Genomic DNA, 17,725 nt, shown 5'->3' with positions numbered 1-17,725 from the left:
CAAAGTTAGAAGTTATTTTGAATAATGAAATAAAAACGGCTGAAAAAATGTATCTTTGTCACGTTTTATCAAAGATGAAAGGAAAATTAATAATATAATAACGATGGAAGAAACAAAAATGAAAAGATTGAATGATTCTCGGGCCGTGCGTTGGGGCGCTTTGGCCATTGTGGCCTTTACAATGATGGCGGCATATTATGTGAACGATGTGGTGGCGCCTTTGAAGACCATGCTCGAAACCGAACTGAAATGGGACAGCAGTGCGTTCGGATTGTATACCGGCGCGTACAGCTTTCTGAATGTATTCTTTTTGATGCTGATCTGGGGAGGACTGATTCTTGACCGTTTCGGTATCCGGTTTACCGGAAAGCTGGCTACCGTACTGATGGTGCTGGGTACCGGACTGGAATATTATGCCATGACCTGTATGGTAGATGATGAGGCGATGGTGATGGGTTACCGCATCAGTGTGTTTGTTGCCTCTGTGGGTTATTCTATTTTCGGTGTCGGCGCCGAGGTGGCAGGTATTACCGTGACCAAGATGATTGCAAAATGGTTCCGTGGAAAAGAAATGGCTACTGCGATGGGAGTGCAGGTGGCACTGGCGCGTATCGGTTCGCAGGCTGCTTATGCCGTGGCTATTCCTATTTCCCGTTCTTATGAGATTACTACACCGGTGCTGATCGGTCTGGTCTGTCTGGTAGGAGGACTGATTGCCTTTTTTGCTTTCTCTGTGCTCGACAAGAAGCTCGACCGTCAGATAGAAGCCGAACCGGATGCGTCACCCGAAGAAAAGTTCTCGTTCCGTGATGTGGCAAAGATCCTGTCTAACCCGGGATTCTGGCTGATTGCATTGCTGTGCGTGCTGTTTTATTCCTGTGTGTTCCCTTTCCAGAAATTCGCTTCAGAGCTGATGATCAGTAAATATGGCATCGATGAGAATGTAGCCGGATTCTTTGCCGGTCTGCCGGCCTTGGGAGCATTGTTCCTGACTCCGGTATTCGGTGGTATGGTCGACAAGCGTGGAAAGGCAGCTTCTATCATGATGCTGGGATCTTTCATGCTGATTTGCGTACACCTTATTTACGCACTTCCGTTCATCACCAGTTCTTTTATAGCCATCCTGCTGATGATTCTGCTGGGTATCGCCTTTTCGCTGGTGCCGTCGGCCATGTGGCCTTCGGTTGCCAAAATCTTCCCTTCACACCAGTTGGGAACGGCTTATGCACTGATTTTCTTTATCCAGAATATCGGTCTTTGGGGAATTCCTACACTGATAGGGGCTGTGCTCAAAGAGTTCTGTGTGGTAGGTAAGACCGAATCGGGAGCCAATCTTTACGACTATACGCTGCCGATGTGTATCTTCACCGGTATTGCGGTATTGTCGCTGTTCATTGCCTTTGCATTGAAACTGGCCGACCGTAAGTACGGATACAAGCTCGAAGAAGCTAATATCAAATAAATCCGGAGTCCTGTCCGGGCCTATAAAAACTGTCAATGCCGCACTTCCGTTTTACGGGGGTGCGGCATTGATGCTTTACAGGGCCTTGGGCCGGTGATGTTCCGGAAGGGGTGCCGGAGATATGTTCCGGCAGATGCATGTCAGTACCTGAAACTGCTTCCTCCCAGAAACTCCCTCAGCAGTGAGGTGGGCGGGATTTCCTGGTCGGGAACCGATACAAAATATTCCAGGAAGCGCAACAGCCGGTGGGATTCCGAATATTCGGGCCGGTTGTTGGGTACCTTCCTCAGAATGGGTTCCGCATAGTCTTTCAGTACGGCCAGCTCGAACAGCAGGGCCGAGTTGAACATGGCATCGGCATACTCCTGATACGGGAAAATCCATTTGTCTTCTCCCTTGCGTACGCTGCCCCAGCGTGAGATGGTTTCCTCGGCCGAATAGTTCCGGTATTTGTAGTCGCGGATGATCCGTCGCAGCAACCGGTTGTCGGTAGTCGGGATATAATTATGGTTGTCGAGCAGGATGGTAGTAAGTGCCGATACATAAATCTTGAACTTGTTTTCGGCCGGAATGTTCGGAGTCAGCGCCGGATTCAGGGCGTGGATGCCTTCCAGAATCAATACCATGTGCTCATCGATTTTCAGTTTGTTTCCGCTCATTTCCCGTCTTCCGGTAGTGAAGTTGAAGCGGGGAAGTTCTATTTCCTTTCCGTCGAGCAGGTCTTTCAGCTGTGCTTCGAAGAACGGTCTGTCGAGTGCCTCCAGCGATTCAAAATCATAATTTCCGTTTTCGTCTTTCGGGGTGTTTTCCCGGTTTACGAAATAGTCGTCCAGTGAGATGGGATACGGTTTCATGCCATTGGTCATCAGTTGTATGCTGAGACGCTTGCTGAAGGTAGTCTTACCCGATGACGACGGGCCTGAGATCAGTATCAGTTTCACCCGCTGTCCGTTCTGGTTACGGTGCGTAATCTCGTCGGCTATCTGTGCGATTTTCTTTTCCTGCAAGGCTTCCGATACGTTGATAAGGTCGGTGGCATGTCCGGCGTTGCAGGCAATGTTGAAATCGCCTACGGTGCTGATTCCCAGAATCTGGTTCCAGCGGCGGTATTCCTGAAAGACTTCCAGCATTTTTTCCTGTTTGACTACCTCTTCCAGCTTTTCGGGATGCTGGCGGTCGGGAATGCGCAGCAGCAGTCCGTCGTAGTATTTTACGATATCGAACTGGCGGATGTATCCCGTGCTGGGAACCAGGCTGCCGTAATAGTAATCGATACAGTCTTCCAGCCGGTAATAGAAAGTATAGAGCTGTCCGCTGGTCTGCAGCAGTTTTACCTTGTCTTCCATGCCCTGTGAGCGGAACAGGCCGACGGCTTTTTCGGTGTGGCATTCAATGCGCTCGAAAGGCAGGTCGGCCGCTATCAGCTCTTTCATCCGCTGCTTGATCCGGCTTACGTCGTCCAGTCCGATGCTGCGGTCGAGGTGCAGGTGGCAGTAATATCCTTTCGATACCGGGTGTTCGAGCGAGATGCTGCCCGTAGGATACAGGTCTTTTACAGCCTTTACCAGGATGAAGCAGAGCGAACGCACATAGGTACGCATTCCCGAGGGGTTGGTAATGTCGAGAAACTCTACGTCTTTATTGTAATATACCCGGAAATTAAGCCCTTCTACCTTGTTGTTGACCTTGGCGCTGACCGGACCATAGGGCATATTCAGGTCCAGGCCGCTGTAAATGTCCAAAAGAGAACTTCCCACAGGGAATTCTTTTGTTAAATTGTTATTTTTGCAATATATTTGTAGCATAATTGTAATATGTATTACTAACATGGTTGAATAGGCAGGTAATTTACGCAATAAAAAGTTATAAGCCTATCTCCAGCTTAATTAATTACTGATGGAATATACTTTTTATGATTTTTTAGCGCTGCTCGGATCGCTGGCGCTTTTCCTTTATGGAATGAAAATCATGAGTGAGGGACTGCAGAAGTTTGCGGGCGACCGTCTTCGCAGTATCCTGACTGCAATGACCACCAATCGGGTGACCGGTGTACTGACAGGTATGCTCATTACTGCCCTGATTCAATCTTCTTCGGCAACGACAGTTATGGTCGTCAGTTTCGTAAACGCAGGACTCCTTACGCTTTCCCAGTCAATCGGAGTGATTATGGGAGCCAATATCGGTACTACCGTGACTGCGTGGATCATCTCTACCCTAGGATTTAAAGTTGATATTTCTGCCTTCTCGCTGCCTCTTCTGGCGATTGGTATTCCACTTTTGTTTTCTCAGAAAAGTTCCCGTAAATCGGTCGGGGAGTTTATCTTTGGTTTTGCTTTCCTTTTCATGGGACTTAACTTGCTGAAAGTGAATGCGCCCGACTTGAGCCATAATCCGGATATGCTGGCCTTTGTACAGAATTATACGGATATGGGGTTCCTCTCTGTCATCCTGTTCGTGCTCATCGGTGCCGTGCTGACCATGATTGTGCAGGCTTCGGCGGCTACGATGGCTATTACGCTGATCATGTGTGCCAACGGATGGATCAGCTTTGAACTGGGAGCGGCTCTGGTACTGGGAGAGAACATCGGTACGACGATTACGGCGAATCTGGCGGCTCTGACGGCCAATACCCAGGCACGGCGGGCGGCTGTGGCGCATCTGATGTTCAACCTTTTCGGAGTGGTCTGGGTGCTGTGTCTCTTCGAGCCTTTCCTGAATATGGTCGACTGGATCATTGCCGACTTCATGAATATCAGTGAGGCCGGAGGTGTGGCTGTCTCATTCAAACTGTCGGCTTTCCATACGTGCTTCAATGTCTGCAACGTACTGATCCTGATCTGGTTCGTGAAGTTTATCGAGAAAACCGTTTGCAAGGTGGTACCGCAGAAGGAACAGGAAGAGGAATACCGTCTGCAGTTCATTACCGGAGGTATGCTCTCTACGGCAGAACTTTCTATCCTGCAGGCACGCAAGGAAATCAATCTGTTTGCCGAACGGATACAGCGGATGTTCCGCATGGTGCGCGACCTGCTGCATACGGAGAACGAGAATGATTTCAACAAGCTTTTCAGCCGGATTGAGAAATATGAGAACATCAGTGACAACATGGAGGTGGAAATTGCCAATTACCTGAACCAGGTGTCGGAAGGAAGACTGAGCTCGGAAAGTAAGTTGCAGATCCGTGAAATGCTGCGTGAGGTTACCGAGATTGAAAGTATCGGAGACAGCTGTTATAACCTGGCACGTACCATCAACCGCAAGCGCAGGGGAGATACCGATTTTACTCCCAAGCAGTATGAGCACATACATCAGATGTTCCAGCTTACCGATGACGCCCTCACACAGATGATTGCACTGGTAGAGGATACACACCGTCAGGTAGATGTCAACCGTTCGTTCAATATCGAGAATGAAATCAACAACTACCGCAGTCAGCTGAAGAACCAGAACGTGATTGACGTCAACAATAAAGAATACAGTTACCAGATGGGGGTACACTATATGGATATTATCGCTGAATGTGAGAAACTGGGAGATTACGTGGTGAACGTGGTCGAGGCACATTCGGATGTAAAAGAGAAAAAGGCGTAAGCCGGAAAAGTTCCTGAATCCGCCTTCCGGGTCCGGCTGGCGGAGGATGCGGGGGCTGTCTCATTGCGGTGAGACAGCCCCTGTGTGTTATAGGAGGGAGGATGCGTGCCTCCGGTCTCCGCTGCTAGATGTGTATGCCGTATTCGTGCTTGATGACGTCCATTACAAAGACACTTTCGAGCGAAGAGAGGTTCTCTACTCTTCCCAGCACGTTCAGTATGAAGCTCTGGTAGTATTTCATATCCGGGGCATGTATCTTGAGCAGGTAGTCGAAGCTGCCCGAGATGTTGTAGCATTCGGTAACTTCGGGTATGCCTGAGATGATTTCGGCAAACTGGACGGCAATGTCGTAGTTCATGTGCTGCATCTTGACCTTGCAGAATACCATGAAGCCCTGGTTCAGCTTCTCGGCATCCAGTACCGCAATGTATTTTTTGATGTATCCGTTGGCCTCCAGGCGTTTCAGGCGTTCGAACACGGGGGTGGAAGACAGACTCACCCGTGTGGCCAGTTCTTTGGTTGTCAGGCGTGAGTTCTCCTGCAGGGTACGGAGTATCTGTAAGTCTACTTTGTCCAGTTTTTCCAAATAGCTGCTCATGGAATAATATTCTGTTTAAAGGGGTTTATACACGGATTATCAGATAAAATAAATAGTTATACGGACAAATATAGTGTATTATTCCAAAAAATAAAAGAATATTGGATGATATTGCTATGCAGGATAACTTTGCAACCGATGAAAGTACCTGTCCGGGCAGTCTGGAAGTCTATCGCGGAAGAGTTCATCGTTTTGTAAAACCCTAAAAATTGATTGAATATGGCAAACGGAAAACTGCGTTTTGAAACTTTACAGTTGCATGTGGGACAGGAGCGTCCCGACAAGGCTACAGGAGCCAGGGCGGTACCTATTTATCAGACGGCTTCGTTCGTCTTCGACAATGCGGAGCATGCGGCCGCACGCTTCGGCCTGCAAGACCCGGGAGATATCTACAGTCGCCTCGGCAACCCTACACAGACGGTATTCGAGCAGCGGATGGCTGCACTGGAAGGAGGGGTGGCGGCACTGGCCGTGGCATCGGGAGCGGCAGCCGTGACCTATACTTTTCTGAACATCACCCGAAGCGGTGACCACGTGGTGGCAGCACGTACCCTCTATGGAGGAAGCTATAACCTGCTGGCGCATACGCTGGAGCCTTACGGGGTGACGACGACTTTTGTCGATCCTTCTTCGCCTGCGCATTTTGAGGAGGCTATCCGGCCGAACACGAAGGCGGTCTTTGTAGAAACCATGGGAAATCCCAACGCCAACCTTATCGATATTGAGGCAGTGGCCGAGGTGGCACACCGGCACGGTATTCCGCTGATCATCGACAATACGTTTGCCACTCCGTTCTTGTTCCGCCCCATCGAATACGGGGCCGATGTGGTGATACATTCGGCCACCAAGTTTATCGGAGGACACGGGACGTCGCTGGGAGGAGTGATTGTAGACTCTGGAAAGTTCGACTGGCAGGCTTCCGGAAAATTCCCTCAGTTTACTGAGCCGGATCCGTGCTATCACGGACTTCGCTTTACGGAGGCAGCAGGAACGGCGGCTTATGTGACAAGAATCCGGGCGGTACTGCTCCGCGATACGGGTGCGGCCATCAGTCCGTTCAATGCATTCCTGTTGCTGCAGGGGCTTGAGACCTTGTCGTTGCGGGTGGAGCGGCACGTTGCCAATGCGCTCCGGATAGTAGACTTCCTCCACCGTCATCCTAAGGTGAAGAAGGTAAACCATCCGTCGCTGCCGGAGCATTCGGGACATGAGTTGTACCGCCGTTATTTCGGAGAAGGAGGAGGTTCCATCTTTACGTTCGACATTGAAGGAGGAAAGGACGAGGCTTACCGTTTCATCGACAGCCTGCAGATTTTCTCCCTGCTCGCGAACGTGGCCGATGCGAAATCGCTTGTTATCCATCCGTCGAGCACCACTCACTCGCAGCTGAGCGAGGCGGAGAAGGCCGAACAGGAGATTTATCCGGGAACCATCCGGCTTTCTGTAGGACTGGAGCATGTAGACGACTTGCTGGCTGATCTGGGGCAGGCTTTGGAGAAGGTATGACATAAGGAAATTATTTACGGAATGATTGCAGGGGGTCTTGAACCTTCGTACGGAGGTCGGACAACCTGCATGGGAAAGTGATGAAACCCGCGTACGGAGGTTATACGGCCTCCGTACGCGGGTTTAAACTTATATCGGCATGCGATGGCGTATGCTTTTCTTTGTTTCTCCATAAACAATACGCTCCCGAAGCGTCGGAAAAAGATGGATTGCAAAGTGGTATTTTTTTGTTTTTTTAATAAATCGGCAATGGCCCTTTTTCCCTGTTTCTTTCTCTTATTAGAAGAAAAATAAGGCTTTTTTATTTCAAGATACATTATAATTTATGGACGTATTGTTTTTGTTGGAGAAATTATATCGTGACCCTTTGGTATTGTCTAAATTCAGTCAGTTCAGGTCGTATACTGTCAACGAAGGTGAGAGTATCAGCAATCTGAACGAAAATCAGGAGTTCCAGATTTGCTTTGTGCTGAAAGGGACACTGCGTTTCTCTAATAATCAGGCGAACTCCATGCCGAAGCTGATTACGAAAAATGAGTTGTTCTTTATCAGTCATTTTCATGAATGTAATATCAAGGCGATAGAAAATGTGCATATCGTGGTGTATGCCTGCAACGTCATAGCGCCTTATTTCTATACGCGGGTACTGGAATATCTGGGCGATACTTCGACGGAGAAGGTGTCTCAGAAAGATATTTTCCCGGTGTATCCGCTGATGCTTTCTTACCTGCATTCGCTGGTGGATTACATGAAGATGAACGTGGAGATTCAGGAACTTCATCAGGCAAAGGAGTGTGAGCTTTTCTCTCTGTTCAAGATTTGCTACAGCAAGCAGCAGCTGATTCAGATATTCCGGGATGCCCTGTCGAAGGACGTGCAGTTCTTTGTTTCGGTCATGAAGCATTACAAGACTTGCCGTACGGCAAAGGAACTGGCCATGGCGTGCGGGTACAATATGCTTGTCTTCAACCAGCTTTTCAAGATTTGTTTTCACGGTTCTACTCCCTACCAGTGGCTGCAGAAGCAGACTTCGAGTGAGATAGAGTATAAACTGAAAAAGACGCGGCAGCCCATCAAGGAGATTATGCTGGAGTATCATTTCAAGACGTTTTCTCATTTTACGGCGTATTGCAAGCGGAACATCGGTAATGCACCGAATGAGGTGCGCCGGCGCGAGAACCTGGCATAGGCGGAAGCCCGAAGGTGTTTGGTGTGTTCAGGTAGGGGCGCTGCCTTTACTGTAACGATAGTTGAATCTTAATTTATTGAGAAGTATGAAAAAAGGATTAATGTGTTTGTTGTTGGGAATGGGTATCATGAATGCTTATTCTCAGACATTGATTGATGGAAACAAGTTTTTTGACAACTGGTCGGTCGGAGTGTCGGGAGGGGGATTGACTCCGTTCTCGCGCGGGAATTTCCTGAAGGACATGCGCCCGGCAGTGGGACTGGAACTTTCCAAGCAGGTTACACCGGGATTCGGACTGGGAGTGGAAGGTATGGGCTATATCAACATCACTGACAGCAGGACGGCTTTTGACGGTTCGAATGTCAGTCTGCTGGGTAAGTTCAACCTGATGAATCTGTTGGGCGGTTACCACGGTCGTCCGCGGGTGTTTGAACTGGAGGCGGTACTGGGTGCCGGATGGTTGCATGGGTATGTAAATGGTCCGGGCGACTATAATGCATGGTCTACCAAACTGGGGATGAACTTGAATTTCAACCTGGGAGAGAAGCGTGCATGGACGCTGGCACTGAAACCGGCGCTGGTGTATAACATGGAGGGTGATTTCGATGAGCATCAGAGCCGTTTCAATGCGCAGAATGCGTGTGTGGAGATTACTGCCGGAGTGGTGTATCATTTCAAGAACAGCAACGGCAAGCATCATTTCACGAAGGTCAGGGCCTACGACCCGATTGAGATTGATGCGTTGAACCAGGATATCAATGCGTTGCGTGCGGAGGTACGTGCCGGACGGGAGGAACTGTCGGTGGCTCAGAACAACCTGATTCTGGCCGATCAGAAGATTGTGCAGCTGAACCGGGAACTGGAGGATTGCCGCAACCGGAAACCGCAGGTGCAGACGGTGGTGGAGACGGCCAAGACGCTGGAGTCGGTAGTGACTTTCCGTCAGGGAAAATCGACCATTGATGCTTCTCAGTTGCCTAACGTGGAACGGATTGCGACTTACCTGAATAATCATAAGGATGCCAGGGTGGTCATCAAGGGATATGCTTCGCCGGAAGGCAGTGCGGAAGTGAATGCGCGCATCGCTGAGGCTCGTGCCAATGCGGTGATGAGCCTGCTTGTCAAGAAGTACCGTATCAGTGCGGAACGCATTACTGCCGGTGGACAGGGGGTAGGAAACATGTTCTCGGAAGCCGACTGGAACCGGGTGAGTATCTGTACGATACAGGAAAATGAATAAAAAACGATAAAATGAAAGTACGGTATTACATGAGTCTTTTCTCATGTGGCACCGTCTGTTAGCAGATAAACTTATGAGAGTAAAGGAATTTTTGAAGGCGGGATTTGCCGGGCTGATGCTGGCGCTGACGTCCTGCAGCTCGCCTTCGTTTGACGGAACCTACGAGGGAGTATTGCCGGCAGCTGACTGTCCGGGGATTTATGTGTTGCTGGCTGTCAACGGCGACAAGTATGAATTGCTGGAAAAGTATCTGTTGCATCCGGAGACTTTTGTCACTTATGGAAAGGTGGAAAGCACGGATGGAGGAAAAGGATTACATCTGGACAACAGCATGGAGTTAAAGGTAGAGGGCGGCAGTCTGCAGTGTCAGAGAGTCGCTTTGAGACGGATATCTTCAGAAACAGTTTTGCCTGAACTTTATACGTCGGTAGCCTTGAAGGATTATCAGACGGGAGAAGATGCTGTTGTCAGATTCTACGAGAGAGAGGAAAAAAAATATGCAGACCTTAGTCTGGGAGATAAAGACTATAAACTGAAGTTGGAAACTTTGAATGATTCTGTGAGTGAATACCGAGGTTCGGATTTCTCACTGAAACTGGCAATGAGTGACCCGTTGGAGCCCCTTTCTGAAAAAATCGTATTTGAAGGTCCCTGCGGAACATCTTCCTTTGCCAGACTGACACCTGTATATAGTGTATACAATCTGACAGAACCGAAGGGAGAGGAGAGTGTTCCCTCTTTCTATGATGTGGTGTATTATACAGGAGATACCGAGTCGTATGTGAAGCTGATAACTTCGGATACGGAGCAATGCTATACATTATCTCAGGTTGAGGGCTCTGCGAAAGCAGCTGTATATACCGACGGAAAGGTAGAGTGGCATGTGGGCAACCACCGGAATGCGACCCTGATAGTTGACGGTAAAATATACAAGTATAAGGAAGAATAGGGGGCAGACTTTAAATAGGTTGAGTGTGAAGAAATTCGGAAAGAGTTGATTGGAAATATGCCTTTTTGAAATTCTTCTTTTGTATGTAAGCGGATTTGCAGGGGGATGGATACCTGTCTTTTTGCAGATTCCTATGTCAGGAAATTTTCATTTCACCGGACGGATAAATGAGTGTTGAAGGATGACAAGGGGAGTGTGAAATGAACGTGTATGCCAGAGAGGGACAATGTGTGGTAGAGATGTGAACGGCCGTAGCAGAAGACCGGGAAAGAATCATTGTGCCGACGGGATGAATCATGAAGAAAATAGGTAATCAGCAAACAACTAATGTTTTATTAATAAATTTATTATGAGAATAAAGAAAGAATGTAGAGTCCATATATGGGCTGTATTACTGCTTGTAATTTTCTATTCATGCAGCAGAATTGGTTTTGACCTGCCTCAGGGACCTTAGGGAGCAAGCGGCAAGTCGGCTTATGAAATCTGGAAGGAGGAGGTCGTGGGAGGCCGTATCAACTGGCCATCGGACCGTACAGAGGTTGCCGATTTCCTGGCATATATTAAAGGTGAGAAGGGCGACAAGGGAGATAATGGCCTGTCTTCTTATGAACTGTGGAAGGCTATGATTGCACAGGGAGGGGTATCTGACCCTCATAATCCGTCTCAGGCATGGCCTGCTTCGAAGAATACGGAAGGGGATTTCTGGGATTTCCTGTGCGGCCGCGACGGTCAAACTCCGCATGTGGGCGATAACGGTACGTGGTGGATCGGTAATACGGATACACGCGTGAAGGCTGCGGGAACGGATGGCATCAATGGTCGGGACGGGATTTCTGCCTATGACCAGTGGAAGCGTCTGGTGACGGAGGGAAGTATCAGCTGACCTTCCGACCAGTTGACTCAGAATGATTTCTTCCTGTATCTGAAAGGCCGTGATGGGGCGAACGGGGTGACTCCTCATGTGGGTACGAACGGCAACTGGTTTGTGGGTGCTGCAGATACGGGTGTCCGTGCTGCAGGGCGTGACGGTGCTGCCGGTGCCGACGGACTCTCTCCTTATGTAGGCAATAACGGTAACTGGTGGGTTGGTACTACCGATACGGGTGTGAAAGTTACCGGCCGTGACGGTGTAGATGGTAAGACCCCTGTTATTAAGGATGGCTTCTGGTGGGTTGGCGATACGAATACGGGTGTAAAGGCTGTAGGAACGGATGGTATTAACGGTCGTGACGGTGTAGACGGAAAGACTCCGGTCATCAAGAACGGTACGTGGTGGATTGGTGAGACTAATACTGGTGTATCAGCTGTGGGAACTAACGGAACGAATGGTGTTGACGGCACTTCTCCACACATCGGTGACAACGGCAACTGGTTTATCGGCACTACAGATACGGGTGTTTCGGCAAGCGGTCAGGCAGGCAGCAACGGGGCAGCCGGAGCTTCGGCTTATGAACTTTGGGTGGCCGATGTCAAGGCTGGAAGAATTCGTGACAAGCAGGGTCTGGTATGGCCTGTAGAGAAGAATACGATGGAGGATTTCTATCAGTATCTGAGCGGTGCGAAAGGTGACAGCGGTAAGTCGGCTTATGAATTGTGGAAAGAAACCGTGGCAGCCGGCAATGTAGGTGACCCTAAACATCCGGGACAGGCTTGGCCTGCGGATAAGGTATCGGAACTTGACTTCTTCAGTTACCTGACTGGTAAAGACGGTGTCGACGGAGTGAACGGAACAAACGGTCTGTCGGCATATGAACTTTGGAAAGCTGACCTTGCGGCCCGTTGTAATACGGCTGAAGCGCTTGTGGATTATAAGAACGGAGGCACCTGGAACTGTGAGAAGAATACGCTGGCCGATTTCTATGAGTATCTGCGCGGTAAGGACGGCAAGGATGGCAAAGATGGACAGGACGGTCGTCCAGGAGAACCGGGTAAGCCGGGAGCAGAAGTAACCATTATTAGAGGAGTTCCTAATGTGATAGCCCAGTATTCTCAATCGGAGTACGGAGAATATGTACGGTCTTCAGACGGCGGGGTATTGTATAAGGTATATGATGAGATGGGAGAAGTAGCTCCAGGAGCACAGGTAAAAGGCATGCCGGGAATTGCACCCGAGAAGGTGTATACTGCCAATGAAAAAGGTGAATTCATTATTCCTAAAGAAGATTTGCCGGAGATTCAGAGTGTGGATTTGCGTTGGGGAGCTGTAAAGGAAGTGACACTGAAGGGAAAGAGTGCTCAGGTTTCTGCCAAGAATACCTATGTACCGAACAGGGTACACATGCGGATAATTTTGCGTGATAATAACTCGAACTCATTAAGTAAATACCAGGATTTATATTTCCTGATACAGCGCAGAATGAATCCGGAGGATGAATGGCAGAATATTCCTGCGTATTTGCCGAACAGCGGTAACCGGTATTTGGATGCATACAGAGTGTCGGATAAGGAAAATCCCAAAAGCATTCAGATGGATAAAAAACTGTATTCTGGTATGAGTTTTGGTACATACTCCGGGTCGTTGTCTTATTACTATAATATTTATACCTATCGTTTTATGGAAGAAAATCCGGGAAAATTTAAAAACAGTCAGAATGAGTACTGGGATAAGACGGATGTATATTATAGTGTAAAAGCAAGAGAGGTTTATTATGGTGAGGAATATCAGTGGAACGGAGTGTGTCTGCTTGCACCATATCAGATGGGGCCGGTACTGAAAACTTTGAAGTTGAAAGCGCTGAATAGTGAAAAAGAAGCTTCGTTTGCTCAAGCAGAAGGAACTTTTGATTTTTCTAAAATTGATTTTAGTAAAATGTACAAGAGTTTGAGTAAGTGTACCGTGCTGGAGAATGGTATGGATCTGGTAGTGCCGGAAACTTATACAGAGGAAGAGGCTAAAAAAATAAAGATGGCTTATATCGAATTTTCTTATATTTCATCTGCAGGTAGGCAGACTGCGTCCAGCTCCAATAACTCCTCTTCTTTTGAGGCGCCTGCTTTCAAAGTCTTTACACCTTTCTTGAATTCAACCATCAGTATAAGTAGCAACTCTTCTTCTTCGTTGTTTTATAGGTTTACGCAGGGGTATTTGCGAAAGAAGCAGGGAGAGGAGGAAAATAAATTTGAAGTAGTACCTTATACTGATTCTTATCAGCTCCCTGCAGTGGAAGTAACTTATGAACCATAAAGCAATGAATATGAAAAGTAGATATACAGTCAGCCGACGGATTTTTCTGTCAGTGTTAACGATATTGAGTACGTGCCTGTGGGGTAATGCACAGCATACTATGGGTGTTGTGGGTGAAATCCCTGGTTTTGAAACTGTGAAAGAACGAAAGGCCTGGGAATTCGGTGTGGGGGCGAATGCGCTTCAGATGACCCGCTTCAACGTGCTGGATTTCCGTACCAATCCTCAGGGAGGGTATTTCATTGATACGAGCAAGAGGGACCTTCTGTTCGGAGGTCACCTTTATCTGGCACGTGAACTGAATACTCATTTTTACCTGGATTTGCAGGGGACGTGGGATTACAGTTCCGATCCGGTGCGCAGCGGTCGTGCGTCCCGCTGGGCGGGCATGGCGGGCCTGGGCCTGCAGTGGCGTCTGGGAGAGTATTTCCGTTCTTCTTTCATCGATCCCTTCCTGCGTGCGGGGGTGAATTATATGTATAAGAACTTTAGGGTGGACTATAACGGACTGGAGGCCTTTGAGCGAGACCGGATGGGCTGGAACATGTCGAACGACTATAATAAGGAGGGGCAGGACCGGAAGCATCTGATTCCCCTGTCATTGGGAGCAGGTGTGAATATGTGGCTTAATGACCGTTTGGGTATTGGTCTTCAGGCAGATTATCTGTTCATGCCTTACCGCAATGTGGCAAACTCCTGGAACGGAACGGTGCGGCTGATGTGGCGGTTTGGAGGTAAGCCCAAACGGGCCGGAACGCCTGCTCCCCAGTATGTGGAACGGGTGGTAGAGCGTGTGGTCGAGAAGCCGGTAGTGGTGGAAAAGCCTGTGGAGGTGGAGAAGGTTATTGAGGTAGCTTCCTCCGAGAATTTGTATGAACTGTTCCAGAATGTATTCTTCGATTTTGACAAATGGGACATCACGGAGAAGTCTGCCGAAATACTCGACCGTGCGGCCCGTATCATGCTGAAAGATACCGACCGCAAGTATCTGATAACTGCCTGTACGGATGCCCGGGGAACGGTGGATTATAATCTCCGGCTTTCGCGCCGCCGTGCGGATGCGGTGGTGCAGGCACTGGTGGACCGTGGGGTTCCTGCCGACAACCTGAAGGCTGTCGGTATCGGCAAGAAGATAGCCCTTGCCTCGAGCAGTGCTTCGGATGCCGTCCGTGAGGCGGACCGTAAGGTGATGGTGGAGATGGTTTCGAACATGGAGTACTGGAACCATATCCGATAAGAGGACCTTATTCAGCATACTTGCCTGAAAGAAAAATCCCCCGGACAGCCAGAAGGTCGTCCGGGGGATTTTTGTCGGGTACACTCACGGCGGTCAGCGTGTGCTGCCGGAGTCATGCCCCTTGATTATTTATTTTTCTTTTTCGATCTCAAGGAGTTCTACTTCGAAAATCAGTGTAGAGAACGGTTTGATCTTTCCTGCTTCACGAGAACCGTAAGCCAGTTCCTGCGGAATGTACAGTTCCCATTTTGAACCTACAGGCATCATTGTCAGGGCTTCTGTCCATCCTTTGATTACCTGGTCGGCACGGAAAGTAGTCGGTTCCTTACGGTCGTAAGAGCTGTCGAACTGAGTACCGTCGATCAGTGTACCTTTGTAGTGTACTTTTACTCTTGATTCTTTAGTAGGAACTTCACCCTTACCTTCAGTGATTACTTTGTACTGCAAGCCGCTGGCAGTTACCTGAATACCTTCTTTGCCCTTGTTGTTGGCCAGGAATTCTTCGTTTTCTTTCTTGTAGTCTGCATATTTGGCTTCCAATGCTTTTTCTTTGATAGCTTCTGCCTTAGTGCGTACATATACTCCTGCTGAGTCAGCGCTTACCAGACCTTTTTCCTGTACGGCAGCCATGAAACCAGCCAGGAAGTTTTCTTTGCTCAGGCTCTGAGTAGAGTCGCCGCTGAAAATCTGGTTGTTGATAGCTTCGAACATGTCACCGCTTACCTGCTGACCGATCTGTACACCGGCCATGTAAGCCTTCTGCTTAGCGTCAGTTTCTTTCATTCCCTGTTCGATACCTCTTACGAAGTCTGCCATGTGTGCTGAATCTACGCCCAGACGACCGATGACATAGTCTTTCAAACCTTGAGTGTTGCTTACTCCCATCATGTATGAAAGAGTGTCCACTTCGCTTTTCATATTAGCTTTCGGGCCCTGAGAAGTACATGATGCCAGTCCTGCTGTAGCTGCCAGCATCATGAAAATTGTACTTTTTTTCATGCTTTTTAGTTTTGTTTTTTATTGAGTAATAATTTAAAATATTCGGATGTATGCTTACAGCACCTCAATCAGTTCTACTTCGAAAATCAGTGTGCTGTGAGGCGGAATCATGTCACCGGCTCCCTGGGCACCATAGGCCAGTTCCGACGGAATGTAAAGTTTCCATTTGGCTCCTTCCGACATGAGCTGCAGGGCTTCTACCCATCCTTTGATTACCTGGTTGACACCGAATACGGCCGGTTCACCGCGCTTGATGGAACTGTCGAAGAGGGTTCCGTCGATCAGTGTACCTTCGTAGTGGCAGCGTACACGGTCGGTAGCCTTAGGCTGTTTGCCGTTGCCGGCTTTGATTACTTCGTACTGCAGTCCGCTGGGCAGTGTGATGATATTGGGGTTCTTCTTGTTTTCTTCCAGGAAAGCCTTGCCTTTGGCAATGGTTTCAGCGTTCATTTTCTCTTCCAGTTCGGTGAAATACTTGTTGACGATTTCACGGGCTTCTGTGTGGCTGATTGCTGTCTGGTTTCCCTCTAATACGTCTTTGATTGCCTGTGCAAAGTCGTTTACTTCGATACCGCGAGCACCCATGCTCAGCAGATTTTGGCCTATACCCAGACCAATGGCGTAACTGAATTTATCCATATTTTTGTTTTTGATTAAAATATTGGCGCAAAGGTATCTTTTTTCTTTGAATATGAGCTTCTTTAAGCGATTAAAAATTCTTATTTTTGTATTTGTATGTAAATTATGGGTATATGAAAAAATTGGTGGTGCTTACAGGTGCGGGAATGAGCGCGGAAAGTGGTATCAGTACCTTCCGCGATTCTGGAGGGCTGTGGGAACAATACTCGGTAGAGGAGGTAGCGACTCCCGAGGGCTATGCGGCCAATCCTAAGCTGGTGATTGATTTTTACAATGCACGCAGAAAGCAGTTGCTGGAGGTGGTTCCGAACCGGGGACACAAATTGCTGGCCGGACTGGAGCGTGATTTCAAGGTGACGGTGGTGACACAGAATGTGGATAACCTGCACGAAAGGGCGGGCTCGACGAACGTCATTCACCTGCACGGGGAACTGACGAAGGTGACTTCGAGCCGGAATCCGAATGATCCGCGCTGCATCAGGGAACTGACTCCGGAGCAGTATGAGGTGAAAATGGGGGACCTGGCTGCCGACGGCACGCAGCTGAGGCCTTTTATCGTGTGGTTCGGAGAGGCTGTGCCGCTGATTGAAAAGGCGGTAGATGAGGTGATGGAAGCCGATGTGTTTGTGATTATCGGGACTTCCCTGAATGTGTATCCGGCGGCGGGACTGCTGCATTATGTGCGTCCGGGGGTACCGGTGTATCTGATTGACCCGAAAGAGGTGGCGGTTCCTGCAAACCGGAAGGTGCATGTAATCCGGAAGGGAGCATCCGAAGGAATGGAAGAATTGAAAAAAATGTTATTAAAAGAAGAATGATAAACAAATAATGCCTATATTTGTTTCATATATGTAATGTCATTAATACTAACTTAAAGCAAAAGATAAAATTATGAAGAAGTACATTTGCACAGTTTGTGATTGGGTATATGATCCAGAAGTAGGTGATCCGGATAATGGCATCGCTCCGGGTACAGCGTTTGAGGATATTCCAGAAGACTGGGTTTGCCCGGTTTGCGGAGTAGGTAAAGAGGATTTTGAAGTGGTAGAAGAATAATTCGGATACCCGTAAATTATAGAAGGCGGTTTTATCTTATACGGATAAAGCCGCTTTTTTGTGCGGTGAAGAAAG

General features: G+C 48.5%; 15 protein-coding genes. 11 read left to right on the top strand and 4 right to left on the bottom strand.

From position 1 onward, the window contains the following. Positions 1-103: 103 nt before the first annotated feature. Positions 104-1,462, top strand: coding sequence for an MFS transporter (locus tag H3001_RS10930; protein ID WP_181214936.1), 1,359 nt, complete (start codon positions 104-106; stop codon positions 1,460-1,462). Between the two features lie 140 nt (positions 1,463-1,602). On the opposite strand, the gene H3001_RS10925 is transcribed toward H3001_RS10930, so the two are convergent. Further along, positions 1,603-3,276 (bottom strand): nucleoside kinase, encoded by a 1,674-nt coding sequence (locus H3001_RS10925; RefSeq protein ID WP_181214949.1) that lies wholly within the window; start codon positions 3,274-3,276, stop codon positions 1,603-1,605. Positions 3,277-3,358: 82 nt separating this feature from the next. Here H3001_RS10925 and H3001_RS10920 point away from each other — a divergent pair, with 82 nt between their 5' ends. After that, entirely contained in the window at positions 3,359-5,053 is a 1,695-nt protein-coding gene (locus H3001_RS10920; RefSeq protein ID WP_181214935.1) for a Na/Pi cotransporter family protein, read from the top strand. A 124-nt stretch (positions 5,054-5,177) separates the two neighbouring features. Here the strand turns inward: H3001_RS10920 and H3001_RS10915 are convergent, their stop codons facing one another. Continuing rightward, positions 5,178-5,651: an Lrp/AsnC family transcriptional regulator gene (locus H3001_RS10915; RefSeq protein ID WP_181214934.1), complete on the bottom strand. Its 474-nt coding sequence runs from the start codon at positions 5,649-5,651 to the stop codon at positions 5,178-5,180. A gap of 219 nt (positions 5,652-5,870) precedes the next feature. Here H3001_RS10915 and H3001_RS10910 point away from each other — a divergent pair, with 219 nt between their 5' ends. The 7 genes from H3001_RS10910 (at position 5,871) to H3001_RS10885 (ending at position 14,956) form a co-directional block, all read left to right on the top strand. Then, positions 5,871-7,157 carry an O-acetylhomoserine aminocarboxypropyltransferase/cysteine synthase family protein gene (locus tag H3001_RS10910; protein ID WP_181214933.1) on the top strand — a complete coding sequence of 429 codons (1,287 nt, stop codon included), beginning with the start codon at positions 5,871-5,873 and terminating at the stop codon, positions 7,155-7,157. A gap of 325 nt (positions 7,158-7,482) precedes the next feature. Beyond that, on the top strand, positions 7,483-8,346 hold the full coding sequence (locus tag H3001_RS10905) for a helix-turn-helix domain-containing protein (protein WP_181214932.1): 864 nt from the start codon (positions 7,483-7,485) through the stop codon (positions 8,344-8,346). 85 nt (positions 8,347-8,431) lie between these two features. Beyond that, positions 8,432-9,586 carry an OmpA family protein gene (locus H3001_RS10900; protein WP_181214931.1) on the top strand — a complete coding sequence of 385 codons (1,155 nt, stop codon included), beginning with the start codon at positions 8,432-8,434 and terminating at the stop codon, positions 9,584-9,586. Between the two features lie 73 nt (positions 9,587-9,659). Next, positions 9,660-10,535: a copper resistance protein NlpE N-terminal domain-containing protein gene (locus H3001_RS10895; RefSeq protein WP_181214930.1), complete on the top strand. Its 876-nt coding sequence runs from the start codon at positions 9,660-9,662 to the stop codon at positions 10,533-10,535. Positions 10,536-11,034: 499 nt separating this feature from the next. Next, positions 11,035-11,418, top strand: a complete 384-nt coding sequence (locus tag H3001_RS19490) for a hypothetical protein (RefSeq protein ID WP_246368561.1) — start codon at positions 11,035-11,037, stop codon at positions 11,416-11,418. 12 nt (positions 11,419-11,430) lie between these two features. Further along, complete coding sequence (locus tag H3001_RS10890; protein WP_246368560.1) at positions 11,431-13,719, top strand: hypothetical protein; 2,289 nt, start codon at positions 11,431-11,433, stop codon at positions 13,717-13,719. Positions 13,720-13,729: 10 nt separating this feature from the next. Further along, positions 13,730-14,956, top strand: coding sequence for an OmpA family protein (locus H3001_RS10885; RefSeq protein ID WP_246368559.1), 1,227 nt, complete (start codon positions 13,730-13,732; stop codon positions 14,954-14,956). 129 nt (positions 14,957-15,085) lie between these two features. On the opposite strand, the gene H3001_RS10880 is transcribed toward H3001_RS10885, so the two are convergent. Together H3001_RS10880 and H3001_RS10875 are read right to left on the bottom strand one after the other, a co-directional pair. Then, positions 15,086-15,955 carry an FKBP-type peptidyl-prolyl cis-trans isomerase gene (locus H3001_RS10880; protein WP_181214929.1) on the bottom strand — a complete coding sequence of 290 codons (870 nt, stop codon included), beginning with the start codon at positions 15,953-15,955 and terminating at the stop codon, positions 15,086-15,088. 54 nt (positions 15,956-16,009) lie between these two features. Further along, complete coding sequence (locus tag H3001_RS10875) at positions 16,010-16,594, bottom strand: FKBP-type peptidyl-prolyl cis-trans isomerase (protein ID WP_181214928.1); 585 nt, start codon at positions 16,592-16,594, stop codon at positions 16,010-16,012. A gap of 113 nt (positions 16,595-16,707) precedes the next feature. On the opposite strand from H3001_RS10875, the gene H3001_RS10870 reads away from it, so the two are divergent. Both H3001_RS10870 and rd read left to right on the top strand, forming a co-directional pair. Beyond that, positions 16,708-17,412: an SIR2 family NAD-dependent protein deacylase gene (locus tag H3001_RS10870; RefSeq protein ID WP_181214927.1), complete on the top strand. Its 705-nt coding sequence runs from the start codon at positions 16,708-16,710 to the stop codon at positions 17,410-17,412. Between the two features lie 73 nt (positions 17,413-17,485). Continuing rightward, entirely contained in the window at positions 17,486-17,650 is a 165-nt protein-coding gene (gene rd / locus H3001_RS10865) for a rubredoxin (RefSeq protein WP_181214926.1), read from the top strand. The last annotated feature ends 75 nt before the right edge of the window (positions 17,651-17,725 follow it).

Source organism: Phocaeicola faecicola (genome assembly GCF_013618865.1).
In the GTDB taxonomy this organism is placed as follows: domain Bacteria; phylum Bacteroidota; class Bacteroidia; order Bacteroidales; family Bacteroidaceae; genus Phocaeicola; species Phocaeicola faecicola.
The sequence above is the reverse complement of the archived record's forward strand: the minus strand, read 5'-3'. Positions and strand labels throughout refer to the sequence as shown.